This window comes from Streptomyces sp. NPDC096046 (genome assembly GCF_040303285.1).
Lineage (GTDB): Bacteria > Actinomycetota > Actinomycetes > Streptomycetales > Streptomycetaceae > Streptomyces.
Map to the genome: position 1 here is coordinate 71,450 of NZ_JBEOSZ010000005.1, position 17,099 is coordinate 88,548.

The 17,099-nt window shown below is 73.3% G+C and carries 16 protein-coding genes; 14 read left to right on the forward strand and 2 right to left on the reverse strand.

Annotated elements, in window-relative coordinates:
- Positions 1-91 precede the first annotated feature (91 nt).
- From ABTX62_RS06390 to ABTX62_RS06455, 14 genes are all read left to right on the forward strand, one after another.
- Positions 92-655: a hemerythrin domain-containing protein gene (locus tag ABTX62_RS06390; protein ID WP_352115103.1), complete on the forward strand. Its 564-nt coding sequence runs from the start codon at positions 92-94 to the stop codon at positions 653-655.
- Positions 656-1,222: 567 nt separating this feature from the next.
- On the forward strand, positions 1,223-2,689 hold the full coding sequence (locus ABTX62_RS06395; protein WP_352115104.1) for a cation:proton antiporter domain-containing protein: 1,467 nt from the start codon (positions 1,223-1,225) through the stop codon (positions 2,687-2,689).
- Between the two features lie 79 nt (positions 2,690-2,768).
- Positions 2,769-3,740, forward strand: coding sequence for an NAD-dependent epimerase/dehydratase family protein (locus ABTX62_RS06400; RefSeq protein WP_352115105.1), 972 nt, complete (start codon positions 2,769-2,771; stop codon positions 3,738-3,740).
- Between the two features lie 120 nt (positions 3,741-3,860).
- On the forward strand, positions 3,861-5,510 hold the full coding sequence (locus tag ABTX62_RS06405) for a carbamoyltransferase family protein (RefSeq protein WP_352115106.1): 1,650 nt from the start codon (positions 3,861-3,863) through the stop codon (positions 5,508-5,510).
- A complete protein-coding gene (locus tag ABTX62_RS06410; protein ID WP_352115107.1) occupies positions 5,510-6,508 on the forward strand; it encodes a glycosyltransferase family 2 protein in 999 nt (332 codons plus the stop codon). Before ABTX62_RS06405 ends, ABTX62_RS06410 begins: the two co-directional genes overlap by 1 nt.
- A gap of 50 nt (positions 6,509-6,558) precedes the next feature.
- Positions 6,559-7,275, forward strand: a complete 717-nt coding sequence (locus tag ABTX62_RS06415) for a D-glycero-alpha-D-manno-heptose-1,7-bisphosphate 7-phosphatase (protein WP_352115238.1) — start codon at positions 6,559-6,561, stop codon at positions 7,273-7,275.
- Positions 7,272-8,276 (forward strand): glycosyltransferase family 9 protein, encoded by a 1,005-nt coding sequence (locus ABTX62_RS06420; RefSeq protein WP_352115108.1) that lies wholly within the window; start codon positions 7,272-7,274, stop codon positions 8,274-8,276. The genes ABTX62_RS06415 and ABTX62_RS06420 overlap by 4 nt, the downstream gene beginning before the upstream one ends.
- Positions 8,273-9,235, forward strand: a complete 963-nt coding sequence (locus ABTX62_RS06425) for a glycosyltransferase (RefSeq protein ID WP_352115109.1) — start codon at positions 8,273-8,275, stop codon at positions 9,233-9,235. Before ABTX62_RS06420 ends, ABTX62_RS06425 begins: the two co-directional genes overlap by 4 nt.
- Positions 9,232-10,638, forward strand: a complete 1,407-nt coding sequence (locus ABTX62_RS06430; RefSeq protein WP_352115110.1) for a glycosyltransferase — start codon at positions 9,232-9,234, stop codon at positions 10,636-10,638. The genes ABTX62_RS06425 and ABTX62_RS06430 overlap by 4 nt, the downstream gene beginning before the upstream one ends.
- Positions 10,635-11,354, forward strand: a complete 720-nt coding sequence (locus ABTX62_RS06435; protein ID WP_352115111.1) for a D-sedoheptulose-7-phosphate isomerase — start codon at positions 10,635-10,637, stop codon at positions 11,352-11,354. The genes ABTX62_RS06430 and ABTX62_RS06435 overlap by 4 nt, the downstream gene beginning before the upstream one ends.
- A 3-nt stretch (positions 11,355-11,357) precedes the next feature.
- Complete coding sequence (gene rfaE2 / locus ABTX62_RS06440; protein ID WP_352115112.1) at positions 11,358-12,842, forward strand: D-glycero-beta-D-manno-heptose 1-phosphate adenylyltransferase; 1,485 nt, start codon at positions 11,358-11,360, stop codon at positions 12,840-12,842.
- Positions 12,839-13,828, forward strand: a complete 990-nt coding sequence (locus tag ABTX62_RS06445) for a glycosyltransferase family 9 protein (protein WP_352115113.1) — start codon at positions 12,839-12,841, stop codon at positions 13,826-13,828. The genes rfaE2 and ABTX62_RS06445 overlap by 4 nt, the downstream gene beginning before the upstream one ends.
- A 128-nt stretch (positions 13,829-13,956) precedes the next feature.
- Entirely contained in the window at positions 13,957-14,832 is an 876-nt protein-coding gene (locus ABTX62_RS06450) for a glycosyltransferase family 2 protein (RefSeq protein ID WP_352115114.1), read from the forward strand.
- Complete coding sequence (locus tag ABTX62_RS06455; protein ID WP_352115115.1) at positions 14,829-15,725, forward strand: glycosyltransferase family 2 protein; 897 nt, start codon at positions 14,829-14,831, stop codon at positions 15,723-15,725. Before ABTX62_RS06450 ends, ABTX62_RS06455 begins: the two co-directional genes overlap by 4 nt.
- 154 nt (positions 15,726-15,879) lie before the next feature.
- On the opposite strand, the gene ABTX62_RS06460 is transcribed toward ABTX62_RS06455, so the two are convergent.
- Both ABTX62_RS06460 and ABTX62_RS06465 read right to left on the reverse strand, forming a co-directional pair.
- Positions 15,880-16,074 carry a DUF2795 domain-containing protein gene (locus ABTX62_RS06460; protein ID WP_352115116.1) on the reverse strand — a complete coding sequence of 65 codons (195 nt, stop codon included), beginning with the start codon at positions 16,072-16,074 and terminating at the stop codon, positions 15,880-15,882.
- A gap of 131 nt (positions 16,075-16,205) precedes the next feature.
- A complete protein-coding gene (locus tag ABTX62_RS06465; RefSeq protein WP_352115117.1) occupies positions 16,206-16,961 on the reverse strand; it encodes a DUF4142 domain-containing protein in 756 nt (251 codons plus the stop codon).
- Positions 16,962-17,099: the final 138 nt, after the last annotated feature.

The window sequence follows — 17,099 nt, forward strand, 5'->3', positions numbered from 1 at the left end:
CGCTCCGAATGTCCGCCGGCTCGTTTGCTTGCGAGACGGCAGGGATACCCACCGGGCGTTGCCCTGTCGGAGAACGAGAGAGGACCGAACCATGGGTCATGGAGGAGACGTCATCGCGGAGCTGGTGACCGATCACCGCGAAGTCGAGGAACTGTTCGGGAAGATCGAGGCCCTGGCCCCTGGCGAGAAGCAGCGCAAGGAGTACGCGGACCAGGCCGTGATCGAGCTGGTGCGGCACTCGGTGGCCGAGGAGGCCTACCTGTACCCGGCGGTGCGCGAGTTCCTGCCGGACGGCGACACCGTCGCCGACAAGGAGATCGAGGACCATGCAGGCGCCGAACGGACCATGAAGGAACTCGAAGGCGTCGACGCCGACAACCCGGAGTTCGACCGGCTCATCGGCGAACTGATGACCGAAATCCGCTCCCACGTCCGCGACGAGGAGGACAATCTCTTCCCCCGGCTGCGGGAGGCGACGTCAAAGGAGGAGCTGATGAAGCTGGGGGACAAGGTGCGCCACGCCAAGAAGACCGCACCGACCCGGCCGCACCCCTCCGCTCCGGACACCCCGCCCGCCAACAAGCTGCTGGCCCCCGGGGCGGGCATGGTCGATCGTGTCAGGGACGCCCTGACCGGCCGCGGAAAGGGGTCCTGACCCGCCCGTCGCGCCCGTCTGACCCCGCCCCGGTCAGAGACAACCCCTGGCGGCGGGGGAGACGCGGCTGCCCGCGCGTCTCAACGGCCCGGGTGGAAGGTTGCTCATGGACCCGGTCACACTGCCGCCGTAGTACGGATCGAGGCCGTCCACTCGTCCGAGCTGCCCCATCGGGAGCATGATCGGCAACTCCTCAGCATGATCGGCAACGCCTCGCGCGGATCCGCGGCCCAGGCGTACGGCAAGGTCGTCGGCAGAGCAGGCCGGAACCGGTCGCCTCCCACCGCATCGGCCGAGACCCTGGCGTTGGCCCTTCCGGACGTGGGCGCCGGGCTTGAGCGCTCCGCGCCGCCCGGACCGGCGCGCACTGCTCCCGCTCGGTGCCGTCGGTGCGGGCGGCCACCGGTCTCGTTCCACGGACACGTCACCAGCGGCCCGGCGGGCGAGCGCCGCCGGCGAGCTGACGCCGGCTCCGCCGCCTGCCGACGCCCGGCACTCCATGACGGCAGCCCATGACGGGGCCCGGAGCCCTGTGGACGAGGACCAGAACAGGAAGGAACTCAGCAGGTGGAGGGCACGTGGTCGTTCGGGCTGGCCATCCTGGTCGTAGCGGTGGCCGGCCTTGCGGCCGTGCTCTCCAACCGGCTGAGCGAACGCACGCGCGTGCCGGCCCCGGTCTTCTTCCTGGTGGTCGCGGCCGTCGCGGTCGACGTCTTCCCGTCCCTGCGGCGGCTCTCCATGGGAACCGTGCAGGACGTGGTGACCGTCGCCCTGGTGGTGCTGCTGTTCCAGGGCGGTATGGAGATCGGATGGCGGCGCTTCAAGCCGGAAGCCCGGGCCGCCCTCTCGATCGGCGTGCTCGGCACGTTCGCCACCGCCGGGCTGCTCGCCGCCGCCGCGCACTACCTGCTGGGTCTCGACTGGCGGCCGGCCTTGCTGCTGGGCACGGCGCTGGCACCGACCGATCCCGCCGTCGTCTTCTCCGTGCTCGGCCGCCGGAAGATCACCGGCCGGACAGGGACGCTGATGCCCGGCGAGTCGGGCCTCAACGATCCCGTCGGCATCGCCCTGATGGCCGGGCTGCTGGGCACCTCGTCCGGATCGGCTCTCACCACCGCCGGTCACACCGCCGTGCTCTTCGCGCAGGAGATGGCGATCGGCGGGGTCATGGGCGTCGCCGGCGGCTGGGCGCTGAAGTGGTTCATCCAGAAGGTGCCGCTGCCCGCCGAGGGGCTGTACCCGCTGCGCACGCTCGCAGGCGCGTTCGCCGTGTACGGGGTGACCGTGGTCGCGCACGGCTCGGGCTTCCTGGCGGTCTTCCTCGCCGGTGTGCTGCTGGGGGATGTCCGCGCCCCGTACAAGAAGGAGGTCGAACGCTTCCACACCGCTCTGGGCAGTCTCGGCGAGATCGTCGCGTTCACGATGCTCGGTCTGACCGTGCCGTTGTGGACCTTCGCCAGGGAAGGGGCGTGGGTGGACGGACTGGCGCTGGCCGTGGTGCTCGCTCTCCTGGTCCGTCCGGTGGTCATGGCAGTGGTGCTGGGGCCCATGACCCTGACCCCGGGGGAACGGGTGTTCCTGGCCTTCGCCGGGCTCAAGGGGGCCGTGCCGGTCCTGCTCGGCAGCTACATCGTCAGCTCCGGCGCCCCGGACGCCGACCGCCTCTACGACGTGATCTTCGTGGTCGTCGTCTTCTCCGTCCTCGTCCAGGGCTCACTGGTGCCCACGGTGGCCCGGCGGTGCCGGGTTCCGATGCGGTCCGTGGAACTGGAACCGTGGGCACTCGGCGTCCGGCTGCGGGACAAGCCGGAGGGTGTCTCCCGCCATGTGGTCCAGCGGCACTCCACGGCCGAGGGAAGCAGGGTGGACGAGCTCGACATCGGCGAGGACACATGGATCAGCGTGGTCGTTCGGGAGGGCCGCCTGGTCCCGGTGAGCGGATCCACGCAGCTCCGGGCGGGCGACGAGGTGCTGCTGCTGACCGGTGACGACGACGAACAGTGCGCCGGCCTGTTCACCGACGGCTCCACCTGACTTCCCCGAGTGTGCGCCGGCGCCCGCGGGGTTACTCACCGCTGGCATCCGAGTGGCAGGCGAGAACAGGGAGGTCTCCATGGAGGGAGAGAACTGGCGTCGGGCTCTGGTCACGGGTGGGGCCGGTTTCCTCGGGTCCCACTTGTGCGAGCGGTTGCTGGCAGCGGGCACCGAGGTCGTGTGCTTCGACAACCTGGCGACGGGATCGCGGAGCAACGTGGACCATCTGGAGCGGTATCCGGGCTTCGGCCTCGTCCTGGGCGACGCCACCGACGCGCTGTCCCTGCACCGCCTGCCCGGCCGATTCGACCTGGTCCTGCACTTCGCGTGCCCGGCCTCCCCGGCCGACTATCTGCGGCTTCCGCTGGAGACCCTCGACGTGGGCAGCACCGGGACCCGCAACGCCCTGCAACGGGCCCGCGCGGACGGCGCGCGCTTCGTCCTCGCCTCCACGTCCGAGGTGTACGGCGACCCGCTGGAGCACCCTCAGCACGAGGACTACTGGGGCAACGTGAACCCGATCGGGCCGCGCAGCGTCTATGACGAGTCCAAGCGGTTCGCGGAGGCGCTGACCACCGCTCATCGTGCGGTGCACGGCACCGACACGGCCATCGTCCGCATCTTCAACACCTACGGTCCCCGCATGCGAACCGGTGACGGCCGTGCCGTGCCCACCTTCATCACGCAGGCTCTGCGGGGCGAGCAGCTCACCGTGGCCGGTGACGGCGGCCAGACGCGGTCCCTGTGCTACGTCGACGACACCGTCGACGGAGTGCTCGCACTGGCCGCCTCACGGGAGGCCGGGCCCGTCAACATCGGAGGCACGGACGAGATCACCATGCTCCGGCTGGCCCGGCACATCGTCGCTCTCACCGGCTCCTCGTCGCCTGTCGGATTCGTCGAGCGTCCGACCGACGACCCGTGCCGACGCCGCCCCGACACCCGCCGGGCCCAGCAGTGGCTCCAGTGGAAACCGCAGGTGACGTGGAACGAAGGGCTGGCGCGCACCATCGACTGGTTCGCCCGGACCCAGGTGACAACAGCAGTCTAAAAGTAGGCAAATATCGCTCTACGAGACCAGTTAAGTTGACTTCGGGTGTTTGAGTCAGCTTCACCCCGGCCACTTACAGGCACGCAGATCTACTTTGCCGAACAGCAGGGAGCGGCCCGGATGCGCATCCTCGGAATCAACGCCCTCTTCCATGACCCCGCAGCCGCGCTGGTCGTCGACGGCCGGACCGTCGCGGCCGCGGAGGAGGAGCGTTTCAGCCGCCGCAAGCACGGCAAACGGCCCCTTCCGTTCTCGGCGTGGGAACTGCCCGAACTCTCGGCACGCTGGTGCCTTGAGCACGCGGGGCTGCGCCCGGAGGAGCTCGACGCCGTCAGCTACTCCTTCGACCCGGCCCTCGCCCGGCCCGCCGCGCACATGGGGCTCTCCGACCCCTGGGACCCGCTGCGCCTGGAGTACGCCCGCCGCGCCCCCGAATTCCTGGCCGAGGCCCTTCCCGGGCTCGATCCGGCGAAGGTCGTCTTCGTCCCCCACCACGTCGCCCACGCCTACTCCGCCGGCCCCGCCTCCCCGCACCCCGACAGCGCCGTTCTCGTCCTCGACGGCCGCGGAGAGGCCGCCTCGCACCTGGCCGGCCGCTTGACCGGCGGACGGCTCGACACGCTGGCGAGCCAGGCGCTGCCCGACTCCCTCGGCCTGGTCTACGAGGAGCTCACCGAGCACCTCGGCTTCCTGCGCAGCAGCGACGAGTACAAGGTCATGGCCCTCGCCTCCTACGGCAAACCCCGCTTCCTGCCGGAGCTGCGCGAACAGGTGCACGCCACCGGAGACGGCGGCTTCCGGGCCAGGGACGTCGACTGGGCCGCCCTCGCTCCGGCCCGCGCCAAGGGCGAGGACTGGAACCAGGACCACGCCGACCTGGCGGCCAGCACCCAGAGCGTGCTGGAGGAACTGCTCCTCGACCTGGTCCACTGGCTGCACCGCGAGGCCGGCGGCGACTCCCTCACCATGGCCGGGGGCGTGGCCCTGAACTGCGTGGCCAACTCCGCGATCGCGGCCCGAGGACCGTACCGGAACGTCTGGGTGCAGCCCGCGGCCGGAGACGCCGGGACGGCGCTCGGCGGCGCCCTGTACCTGGCCGCGCGCCAGGGCCATGTCGCGCCGATGCCCGGAGCCGACCTCGGCCGTGGCTGGAGCGACGAGGAGCTGCGGCGATGGCTGGAGGAGGCGGCCGTCCCGTACGAGCGGCCCGACGACATCGCCGAGACGGTCGCCGAGGAACTGGCCCGGGACGGTGTCGTCGCCTGGTTCCAGGGCCGCAGCGAGTACGGGCCGCGTGCCCTCGGCCACCGCTCCCTGCTGGCTCACCCGGGGCGGGCGGAGAACCTGGAGCGGCTCAACAAGGTCAAGGGCCGTGAGGAGTTCCGGCCGGTCGCGCCGATGGTTCTGGCGGACCGGGCCCAGGAGGTCTTCGAGGGTCCGATGCCGAGCCCCTACATGCTGTTCGTGCACGACGTGCACCGCGCCTGGCGCGAGCGGATCCCCGCCGTGGTGCACGTCGACGGCACCGCCCGCGTCCAGACCGTCGACGAGCGGCAGGAGCCGCTGGTGGCCCGCATGCTGCGCGCTTTCGAAAGCCACACCGGCCTGCCCGTCGTCGTCAACACCAGCCTCAACACCGCCGGCCGGCCCATGGTCGACGACCCGCGCGACGCGCTGGAGTGCTTCGGCTCCGCACCGGTCGACCTGCTCGCGCTCGGACCGTTCGCGGTGCGCAGGAGGGCGGTGTTCGCCGGGGGGAGGGAACGCTGATGACCGGCTACGCCGTGGTGATCCCCACCCTCGTCCGCGACACCCTCGCCGACTGCCTGGCCGCCCTCGCCGCCGCGACCGGACCGGAACCCGACGAGATCGTCATCGTGGACGACCGGCCCGATCCCCGCCCCGCAGGGCTGGAGGACGCGCTCGGCGTCCTCGGCGATCTGCGGCGGCGCGCCCGGGTTGTGACCAGTGGCGGACGCGGCCCCGCCGCCGCCCGCAACACCGGCTGGCACACGGTGGACGCGCCCTGGGTCGCCTTCCTCGACGACGACGTCCAGGTCGGCCCGCGCTGGCGTGACCAGCTCGCCGAGGACCTCTCGGGCACGACCCCCGACACCGCCGGGGTCCAGGGCGTGATCACCGTGCCGCTGCCCGACGAGCGGCCTCCCACGGACTGGGAGCGCGGTACCGCCGGTCTGGCCACGGCCCGGTGGATCACCGCCGACATGGCCTACCGCACCGATGCCCTGAAGCAGGTCGGCGGCTTCGACGAACGTTTCCGCCGCGCCTTCCGCGAGGACGCCGACATCGCCCTGCGCCTGCTGGACGCCGGCCGGCGCGTGCGGCAGGGGCGGCGCACCACCCGGCACCCCGTGCGGCCCGCCGACCGCTGGGTGTCCCTGCGCGCTCAGCGGGGCAACGCCGACGATGCCCTGATGCGGCGGCTGCACGGGTCCGATTGGTGGGACAGGGCCGCCGCACCGCGCGGCCGCATCCGCGCCCACCTCGCCCTGACGGCCGTCGGTACGGCGGCCTGCGCCCTCGCCGCGTCCGGGCACCGGCGGGCCGCCGCGGTCGCGGCGCTCGGCTGGCTCGCGGGGACCGGCGAGTTCACCTGGGCCCGTGTCGGGCCGGGGCCGCGCACCCGCGACGAGGTGATCACCATGATCGCCACCAGCGTCCTCATCCCGCCGGCCGCGACCTGGCAGCGGCTGAGGGGACAGTGGCGGCACCGGGCCGCCCGGCCCTGGCCGGAGGTGGCGCCATGAACCGCCGCGACACGACGATCGAGGCCCCGCCCACGGACCCGGTTCCGTCCGTGGGCCGGGTCGGGGCCGTGCTGTTCGACCGTGACGGCACCCTCGTCCACGATGTCCCCTACAACGGCGACCCCGCACAGGTCCGGCCGGTCGAAGGGGCGCGGGAGGCACTCGACCTGCTGCGCGCCCGCGGCATCCGGACCGGGGTCGTCAGCAACCAGTCCGGGGTGGCCCGCGGCCTGATCACCGCGCGGGACGTACGCCGCGTCAACCACCGCGTCGACGAACTCCTCGGCCCCCTGGACGTGTGGGCCGTCTGCCCGCACGGCCCGGACGACGGCTGCCCCTGCCGCAAACCCGCCCCCGGTCTGATTCTGTGGGCGGCCGGACGGCTGTGCCTGAACCCGGCCGACGCCGTCGTCATCGGTGACATCGGCGCCGACGTCGAGGCCGCCCGCCGCGCCGGCGCGCACGGCATCCTGGTGCCGAACGCCACCACCCGTCCCGAGGAGGTGGCCGCCGCCCCGCACGTCGCCCCGGACCTGCTCGGCGCGGTACGCGCCGTCGTGGCCGGACGGCCGGAGCACGATCCCGCCGACACGGGGCGCGGTCGTGCCGCACGGCAGGGCACCGCACACGAACAGCCGTCCGACCCGGGGCGGCCACTCGCCGGCCCGGAGCAGCCGGTCGTGTCCACCGCGGGGACGCACGTCGGTCACCGTCACGCACGGCAGTCCGCCGAAGCCGCCCCCAGCAGCCCACGGAGGCCACGGTGAAGGCTCTCGTCACCCGTCTGGACAGCTTCGGCGACGTCCTGCTCGCCGGCCCGGCGATCCGCGCCGTGGCCGCCCGCGCCGACTCGGTCACCCTGCTGTGCGGGCCACGCGGCGCACCCGCCGCCCGGCTGCTGCCGGGCGTCGACGACATTCTCGTCTGGGACGCCCCCTGGGTGGGCCTGACGCCCCCGCCCGTCGGGCGCGGTGAGGTCGAGCTGCTGATCGACTCCCTCGACGCGGACGCGGCGCTGATCCTCACCTCATTCCACCAGTCGCCGCTGCCGACCGCCCTGCTGCTGCGCCTGGCGGGGGTGGCGCACATCGCCGCGGACAGCGAGGACTACCCCGGCTCGCTCCTGGACGTGCGCCACCACCGCGCAGCGCACGCCCACGAGGCAGAGGCGATGCTCGACCTCGCCGAGGCCGCCGGTTTCCCCCGGGCCGACGACGGGCGGCTGCGCGTGCTGCCACCCCCCGCCGCCACCGGGCTGACCGGCCCGGGCGAGTACGTCGTACTGCACCCCGGAGCCAGTGTCCCGGCCCGGGCGTGGAGCCCGGAACGCTGTGGGCAGGCCGTACGCGAACTGACCGCGGCCGGCCACCGGGTCGTGGTGACCGGCGGGCCCGACGAGCGCGACCTGACCGCCTACGTCGCGGGGGAGGACGCCATCGACCTGGGCGGTCGCACCGGCGCCCCGGAACTGGCCGGCGTCCTGGCGGGCGCCCGGGCGGTGGTCACCGGCAACACGGGCCCCAGCCACCTGGCCGCCGCGGTCGGGACCCCCGTGGTCTGCCTGTTCGCCCCGGTCGTCCCCGCCGAGCGGTGGCGGCCCTACGGCGTGCCCTACGTCCTGCTGGGAGATCAGAACGCCCCCTGCGCGGACAGCAGGGCCCGGGAGTGCCCCGTGCCGGGCCACCCGTGTCTGCAGAGCGTGACCGCGCACGACGTGGTCGCGGCGGTGGAGAAAGTCGCGGGGGAGAAGAAGGGAAGGCAGCCGTGAGGATTCTGCTGTGGCATGTGCACGGCTCCTGGACGACCGCGTTCGTGCAGGGCCCGCACACCTACGTCGTTCCGGTCACGCCCGGCCGCGGGCCCGACGGCCTCGGCCGCGCCCGCACCTTCGACTGGCCCGACAGCGTGATCGAAGTCCCGCCCGAGCAGTTGCGCGAGATCCACGTCGACGTCGTGATCCTGCAGCGCCCGCACGAGGCGGACCTGGCCGAGCAGTGGCTCGGACGCAGGCCCGGACGGGACGTCCCCGCCGTCTACCTGGAGCACAACGCCCCGCACGGACAGGTCCCCGACACCCGTCACCCGGCCATCGGACTGCCGGGCGTCACCCTGTGCCACGTCACCCACTTCAACCGCCTGATGTGGGACAACGGCGACCTCCCGGCCACCGTGATCGAGCACGGCATCGTCGACCCCGGATCGCAGTTCACCGGGGAACTCCCGCACGCCGCCGTGGTCGTCAACGAACCGGTGCGGCGTGGCCGCACCACAGGCACGGACCTGCTGCCGCAGTTCGCCGACGCCGCGCCGCTCGACGTCTTCGGCATGGGCACCGAGGGCCTGGCCGGACACCTCGGCCTGCCCTCCGGCCGCTGCCGCTCCCACGAACTGGCACAACGGGACCTGCACGCGGCGATGGCCCAGTGCCGCGTCTACGTCCACCCGGTCCGCTGGACCTCCCTGGGCCTGTCCCTGCTGGAGGCCATGCACCTCGGGATGCCCGTGGTCGCCCTGGCCACCACCGAGGCCACCGAAGCCGTACCGGAGGGTGCCGGAGTGGTGTCCACCAGGATCGACGTACTGACCGATGCCGTAAGGGACTTCATCGCCGACCCGCGGTACGCGCGCACGACCGGCGAGCGGGCGCGCACGGCAGCGCTCGCCCGCTACGGACTGTCCCGCTTCCTGGACGACTGGGAGCGGCTGCTGAAGGAGGTGACCCGATGAGGATCGCCATGGTCTCCGAGCACGCGAGCCCGCTCGCCGCACTCGGCGGCGCCGATGCCGGGGGCCAGAACGTGTACGTGGCCCGCCTCACCGAGGAACTGGCACGGCGTGGACACGACGTCACCGTCTACACCCGGCGCGACGCACAGGACCTGCCCGACCGGGTCCCGCTGCCCGGCGGCGCCGTCGTCGAACACGTGCCCGCCGGTCCGGCCGAGCCTCTCCCGAAGGACGAGCTGTACGAGCACATGCCCGCGTTCGGCGCGTACCTCGCGCGGGTGTGGGGCCGGTGGCGGCCGGACGTGGTGCACTCGCACTTCTGGATGTCCGGTACGGCCTCCCTGATCGGTGCCCGCCCGCACGGCGTCCCGGTCGTTCACACCTTCCACGCCCTCGGCACCGTCAAGCGGCGCCACCAGGGCACGGCGGACACCAGCCCGCCCGAGCGCATCGCTGCCGAGCGGCGCCTGGGCCGCGCCTGCGATCGCATCCTGGCCACCTGCACCGACGAGGTGAGGGAACTCGCCCGGATGGGCGTTCCCGTGAAGCGGGTGTCCGTGGTGCCGTGCGGAGTCGACACCGACAGCTTCCGCCCGGATTCCGGCGACGTCGGCCGGGGCACCGGCCTTTCCCGCCCGGGTGCCGGCCACCTCGGCCCGGGCACCGGCCTTTCCCGCCCGGGTGCCGGCCACCTCGGCCCGGACACCGGCCCTTTCCTCCCGGATACCGGCCAGGTCGGCCGGGACACCGGCCCCTTCGACCCGGGTACCGGCCAGGTCCCGGCGGACACCGCCATCGACACGCCCCCGCGTCGGCAGCGGCACCGGCTGCTGTCCTGCGGCCGGCTCGTCCCCAGGAAGGGCTACGACCTGGCGATCCGCGCCCTGGCCCACATCCCCGACACCGAACTCCTCCTGGCCGGCGGTCCGCCGGACGGACAACTGGCCGGCGATCCCGAGGCCCGGCGCCTGCTCGGCCTCGCCCGGGAGACCGGCGTGCGCGACCGGGTCCGGCTGCTCGGCGCGGTGGACCCCAACCGGATGCCCGCCCTGATGCGCAGTGCGGACCTGGTGCTGTGCACCCCGGTCTACGAACCGTTCGGCATCGTTCCCCTGGAGGCGATGGCCTGCGGTGTCCCCGTCATCGCCACGGACGTCGGCGGCCACCGGGACACGGTCGCCGACCACGACACCGGACGGCTGGTCCCACCCGCCGACCCCGGCGCGATCGCCGCCGCCGCACTCGAACTCCTCGGCGGCGACCGTCTGCGCCGCCGCTACGGACGTGCCGGCCGTGAGCGGGTCATGGGCCGTTTCACCTGGCAGCGCGTCGCCGACGGCACCGAACAGGTCTACCGCCAGGCCCTCGCCGGCCACGAAGTCCCCACGGAGGTGGCGTCATGAACGCCCGGGCGACACCGGTCACCGAACACTGCGACGAGCTTCTCGCCGCCCTCACCGAGTTCCGGGCCTCGGCCGGGATCACCCAGCGGTGGGGCGAACAACTCGCCGCCGTCCTCGGCGACGGCGGGCGGCTGCTGGCCGCGGGCAACGGCGGCAGCGCGGCCCAGGCCCAGCACCTGACCGCCGAGCTCGTCGGCCGTTACCGCGACGACCGCCCGGCGTTCTCCGCGCTCGCCCTGCACGCCGACACCTCCAGTACCACGGCCATCGCCAACGACTACGGCGTCGACGAGGTGTTCGCACGCCAGGTCCGCGCCCACGGCCGTACCGGCGACATCCTGATCCTGCTGTCCACATCCGGCGCCAGTGCCAACCTGCTGTCCGCCGCCGACGCGGCGCGCGCGATCGGCATGCGGGTGTGGGCCCTCACCGGCCCCGCGCCCAACCCGCTCAGCGCGGGCAGCGACCAGGCCCTGTGCGTGGCCGGTGCCTCCACGGCCACCGTGCAGGAACTGCATCTGGTCGCCGTGCACATGATCTGCGAGGCCTTCGACGCGGCCGTGGACCAGGCGGGCGAGGCACAGCGGCCGATGCGTGGCCGCCTGGACGGGCAGCGCGGGGGCCCGACCCCGGTGAACGGCGCGGCCCGCGCCCGGGAGCCCCACCCGGAGGGAGCCCGGGGCACCGGGGAACGCGTCGACGGCAGGAGGAGGTGACACATGGACGGCAAGGCACCTCTCGTGGTCGTCGGTGACGCCCTGCTGGACCGCGATCTGACGGGCCACGCCGAGCGGCTGGCCCCCGACGCGCCCGTGCCCGTCGTCGCCGACTGCGCGGAACGACTGCGCCCCGGCGGGGCCGCGCTCACCGCGTGGTTCGCCGCACTCGACGGCCGGGACGTCATCCTGATCACCGGTGTCGGCGACGATCCGGCCGGCCGCGCGCTGCGACGGCTCCTCGAACCCCGGGTCCGGATCATCGCGCTGCCCGTGACCGGCCCGCTGCCGGAGAAGACGCGCATTCTGGCCCAGGGACGGCCGGTGCTGCGCCTGGACCGGGGGACCGGCCGGGTTCTCGACGCGACGTCGCAGGCCCGTGCCGCCGTCCGCTCGGCCGCCGCCGTCCTGGTCTCCGACTACGGCCGCGGCGCCGTCGACGCCCTCAGGGACGTCCTCGGCGAGCGGCCACCCCTGGTCTGGGACCCCCACCCGCGCGGTGGCCCCCCGGTGCCGGGCGCCCGCCTGGTCGCCCCTGCACGCTCGGAGGCCCGCACCTTCGCATCGGCCACCGAGACCGCGGCGGGCCCGCCGGACCCCGGAAGCGACCACCCGGGGACGAGGGACAACGACCTGCGGGACACCGCCCGCGAAGCCGCCCGGCTCGTACGGCGCTGGCGGGTCAGTGCCGTCGCGGTCACCCTCGGCTCCCGCGGTGCCCTGCTGTCGTACGGAGACCATCCGCTGTTGGTCCCCGCGCCCCGGATGGACGGTGGCGATGCCTGCGGCGCCGGTGACCGGTTCGCCGCCACCGCCGCCGGACTGCTCGCCGACGGCGCGCTGGTGCAGGAGGCCGTGGAGGGCGCGGTCACCGCGGCGACCGCCTTCGTGGCGGCCGGCGGAGCGGGAGCCCTCGGGTCCCCGCCGAGCGCCGAGCAGACCGCCGGTGACGCCGGCCAGGACGGTGACGACGCGGGTGCCGCAGACCGGGCGCCCTCCCGGCACGGACCCCCGCACACCGGAGCCGACCCCTTCGACGTCGTCGCCCGGGTCCGCGCCGCCGGCGGCACCGTCGTCGCCGCGGGCGGCTGCTTCGACCTGCTGCACGCCGGGCACGTCCGGCTTCTGCAAGCGGCCCGGGAGATCGGCGACTGCCTGGTCGTCTGCGTCAACTCCGACGCCTCCGTGAGGCTCCGCAAGGGCGAGGGCCGGCCGGTGAACCCGCTGCCCGACCGGGCCCGGGTCCTGCACGCCCTCGCCTGCGTGGACGCGGTCGCGGTCTTCGACGAGGAGACCCCCGAACGCCTGCTCGACGCCCTGCGCCCCGACGTGTGGGTCAAGGGCGGGGACTACACCGGCGCGGAACTACCCGAGGCGACGTTGCTGGAGGAATGGGGTGGCCAGACGGTCCTCCTGCCCTACCTCGACGGACGCTCTTCCACCGCTCTGCTGGCACGGGGCGCGACGGGGGAGGGAGGCGCCGCGTGAACGCGACCACCGGATCACCGCGCATCCTGGTGCTGCGGGCCCTGGGCCTGGGAGACCTGCTGGCCGGTGTCCCCGCGCTGCGCGCTCTGCGCCGCGCCTTCCCCCGGCACGAGCTGATCCTGGCCGCGCCCGCCGAACTGGCGCCCGTAGCCTCGGCGACGGGCGCCGTGGACCGGCTGCTGCCCGCCTCCGCCCCCGGCCGCGCCGTGCCGAGCGGCCTGGACTGGGACGGACCGCCACCGGACATCGCCGTCGATCTGCACGGCAACGGACCGCCCAGCCACCGGCTGCTGCACGACCTGCGGCCCGGGCGGCTGTTCGCCTTCGCCCACCCCGCCATGCCGGAGATCGACGGCCCCCGGTGGCACGCGGAGGAGCACGAACGGCGGCGATGGTGCCGGCTGCTGGCCTACTACGGCATCCCCGCCGACCCGTCCGACCTGCTGCTGCCCCGGCCCGGAGAACCTTCCCCGGCCCCGGGCGCGGTGGTAGTGCACCCGGGTGCCGCGGCGGTCTCGCGCCGCTGGCCCGTCGACCGCTACGCGGCCGTCGCCGCCGCCCTGCGCGAGCGCGGCCACCGGGTCGTGGTCACGGGAGGGCCGGGGGAGGACGACCTGGTGGCGGCGCTCGCCCGGGAGGCGGAACTGCCGGACGGCGACCTGTTCACCGGCGGGCTGCCCTTCACGCGGCTGGCCGCGCTCGTCGCGCGGGCGCGCGCCGTGGTGAGCGGCGACACCGGCATCGCGCACGTGGCGGTCGCCCAGGCCACACCCTCCGTCACCCTGTTCGGCCCGGTACCGCCGGACCGCTGGGGTCCGCCCGACGACCCGCGCCACCGCGCCCTGTGGCATCCCGGCCCACCCGGCGACCCCCACGGCACCCGGCCCGACCCGGCCCTGCTGCGGATCACCCCGCAGGAAGTACTGTCCGCGGCGGACACACTGCCCTTGCCGGACTTCCGACCGGCACAGAGCGCCCCCGCGTGACGAAACATGGAAGGGCCACCGTCACACCCACACACCGCGACCGTGATCGTGAACCGCAGACCCGGCCACCACCACAGGTTCGTCAACGCCGTGTATCCCACCGCCCCCTATCACTTCGCGAGCCGCTCATGGACCGCCCAGCCGTAGGCGTCGTCATCGCCACCCGCAATCGCTCCGCCCGTCTGGCGGTAACCCTCCGCCATCTGCTGGCCCTCACCGAGCGCCCGGACATCGTCGTGGTGGACAACGCCTCCACCGACGACACCTCCACCGTGCTCGCCCGCGACTTCCCCGAGGTCCGGGTCCTCTCGCTGCCCGCCAACCAGGGTGCCCTCGCCCGGACACACGGCGTCCGCGCCCTTGACACGCCCTATGTCGCCTTCAGCGACGACGACTCCTGGTGGGCTCCCGGCACCCTGGACACCGCGGTCAAGCTCCTCGACGCCCACCCGCGGCTCGGCCTGCTCTCCGCCAGCACCCTCGTCGGCCCGGACGAAACACCCGACCCCCTCAACGACCTCCTCGCCTTCTCGCCTCTCGGCCCAGCCGCCGATCTGCCCGGAACGCAGGTGCTCGGCTTCCTGGCCTGCGCCGCGGTCGTGCGCCGCGCCGCCTTCCTCGACGCGGGCGGCTACCACCCGTTGCTGTTCTTCGGCGGCGAGGAAACCCTCCTGGCCTACGATCTGGCCGCCCGCGGCTGGGGCGTCGCCCACTGCCCCGAAGTGGTCGCCCACCACCACCCCGACCCCCGCCCGCGCACCGGCCGCCCGGCCGTCATCCGTCGCAACGCGCTCCTCACCGCCTGGCTCCGGCGCCCGCTGCCACTCGCCCTGGCCCGCACCCGCGACCTGGCCACCGACGCCCCGCACGACCCCGCGGCCCGCCGGGCCCTGCGCGAAGCCCTCGTGCGTCTGCCCGCCGCCCTGCGCGCTCGCCGTCCCCTGCCCCCGCACGTCGAGCGCGCCGCCCGGATCCTGGACGACACCACGGGAGCCGCGGTATGACCGACGAACGCACCACCGTCGTGATCATCACCCACAACCGCTGCCGGGAACTCATCCACACCCTGGACCGGCTCGCCGAACTCCCCGAGAAACCACCGGTGATCGTCACGGACAACCATTCCGTCGACGGCACCGCCGACGCGGTTCTGCGCCGCCACCCCGAGGTACGGCTGCTGCGTCCGGACCGCAACCTCGGCGCCGTCGGCCGCAACCTCGCAGTAGGCCATGTCCGCACGCCCTACATCGCTTTCTGCGACGACGACTCCTGGTGGTCGCCGGGCTCCCTGAGCGGCGCGGCCGACCTCCTGGACCGGCACCCCGCGCTCGGCGCGGTCACAGCCCGGATCGTCGTCGAGCCCGGCAGGACCGAGGATCCGATCGTGAAGGAACTGCGCGAGTCACCCATCCCCGGGCCGAGCTGGCTGCCCGGCCCGGCCCTCGGCTCCTTCCTGGCCGCCGCCACGGTCCTGCGCACGGACGCCTTCCGAACGGCGGGCGGCTTCCACCCCCGGCTGTGGCTGGGCGGTGAGGAGGAGTTGCTCGCCGCCGACCTGGCAACGAACGGCTGGTGGCTGACCTACGCGGACCGCCTGACCGTCCACCATCAGCCGTCGGCCGTCCGGGACCCGACCCTGCGGCGGCGGCACGGCATCCGCAACACCCTGTGGTTCACCTGGCTGCGCCGTCCGGCCCGGCCCGCGCTGCGCCGCACCCTGTACCTGGCCCAGACGGTGCCACGCGACACAGCGAGCCTGCTGGCATTCGCCGAGGCCGCGGCGGCCCTGCCCTGGCTCGTGCGCGAACGGCGCGTCCTCCCGCCGGCCGTCGAGAGGCGACTGCGCCTGCTCGAGGAATCCCAGCGCCACTCGAAGGCCCGCCGCTACACCGGCTGAACAGCCCACCGCCCCCCCACAGACTGGGCACACCCCGCAGGACGGCCGCCCCGGCTCGCGGAAGAGGGACCGGACTCCGGTCCTGCGCGATACGAAGCAGCCCGCCACGCTCATGGAGCGGACGGGCTACGCGATGACGTTCGGGCAGGGCCTGCTACTCGTTGTCGAAGACTGCTTTCTGGACATCGTTCGGGCCGTCGAACTGCGTTTCCCCGGCGTCGGCGAGCCTCTCGACGAGTGTGTCCTCCGCGCCGTTCTCCTTGGCCAGATTCACCAGATCGTCGCGACTGGCCGGGTAGTCGGCCCCTTTGAGGGCTTTCTGCAGATCGATGGGGCTGATCGTAGCCATGGGATCTCCTGGTTGTCTCCTGTGCAGGGGGTGTCCGAAATTCGACGCTCACGGAGTACCCGAACCTGCCGGAGACGAAAAGGCCGGAGCCCGACCACCGGGCCGCCGCCCTGCGAGGCTGCGGCTCTCCGTCAGCCTTCGGCCGCCGGAGAGGGGGTGGGAGCACTCGGAGCGTTCGTCTGGAGGTCCTCCAGGCCCTTGGGAATCTTCAGCGTGAGGACCGGTGACCCCGGTTGCGGGGGCGGCGGGGTTGTCTGCTCCTCGGGCATCTTGGGTGGGCTGGTCTGCTGCAGATTGACCTGTTCATGATTGACGAGCCCGGTCTTCTCCAGGACGGTGATGTGGTCGAGCACAGTGTCGTTGGCCTGGTCGGCAAGCTGGCGTACCAGGGTGTTCCTGGTGTTGGCGCGGATCTTGGCGATGACGGGGAAGATCTGGCCGTGGGTGACGCGCATGATGTTCACCGCCAGGGAGTCGAACTCCTTGCCGGTGCTGCCGTCCACGGTGGCCACGAACTGCTGCTGCTGGGGGGAGGCCTGGTTCGGGAGGGTGATGTTCAGCTCCGGGGCGATCTTTCGGCAGGTGGCGTCCAGTCGGCCGTGACCGACGACCAAGTGCTCACCGGCTTCCTTCATCTCCGGCGTCGTGCCCCGCTGCATCGTCAGCAAGCCCAGCGGATGTTCCCACAACCCGGCTGCGCGGACCTTGGCCACGAAGTCGCGATCGGCCTCTGTGAGGGGCCCGTAAGGGGTGTTGGCGATGATCCGGTCCGGCGACGTGGCCGTGTTCTCCACTCCGAGCATCGCCGGGTAGGCCAGCGCGGCGATGGTCAGACCCAGGGCGCCGACGGTGAACACGCTGCCGGCCTTGGCTCGGGATATGCCCATGGTGCCTCCAGAGGTAGGGCGGTTCGATCACAGGGAAGTACGCAAGACTGAGCGGGTTCCTTCATTGCATCAGGCAAATTTTGCACTTGGTGGGGGGCCGGGGGCCGTCCGGCGGAGGCGGTTCCAGGCCGGCGTCAG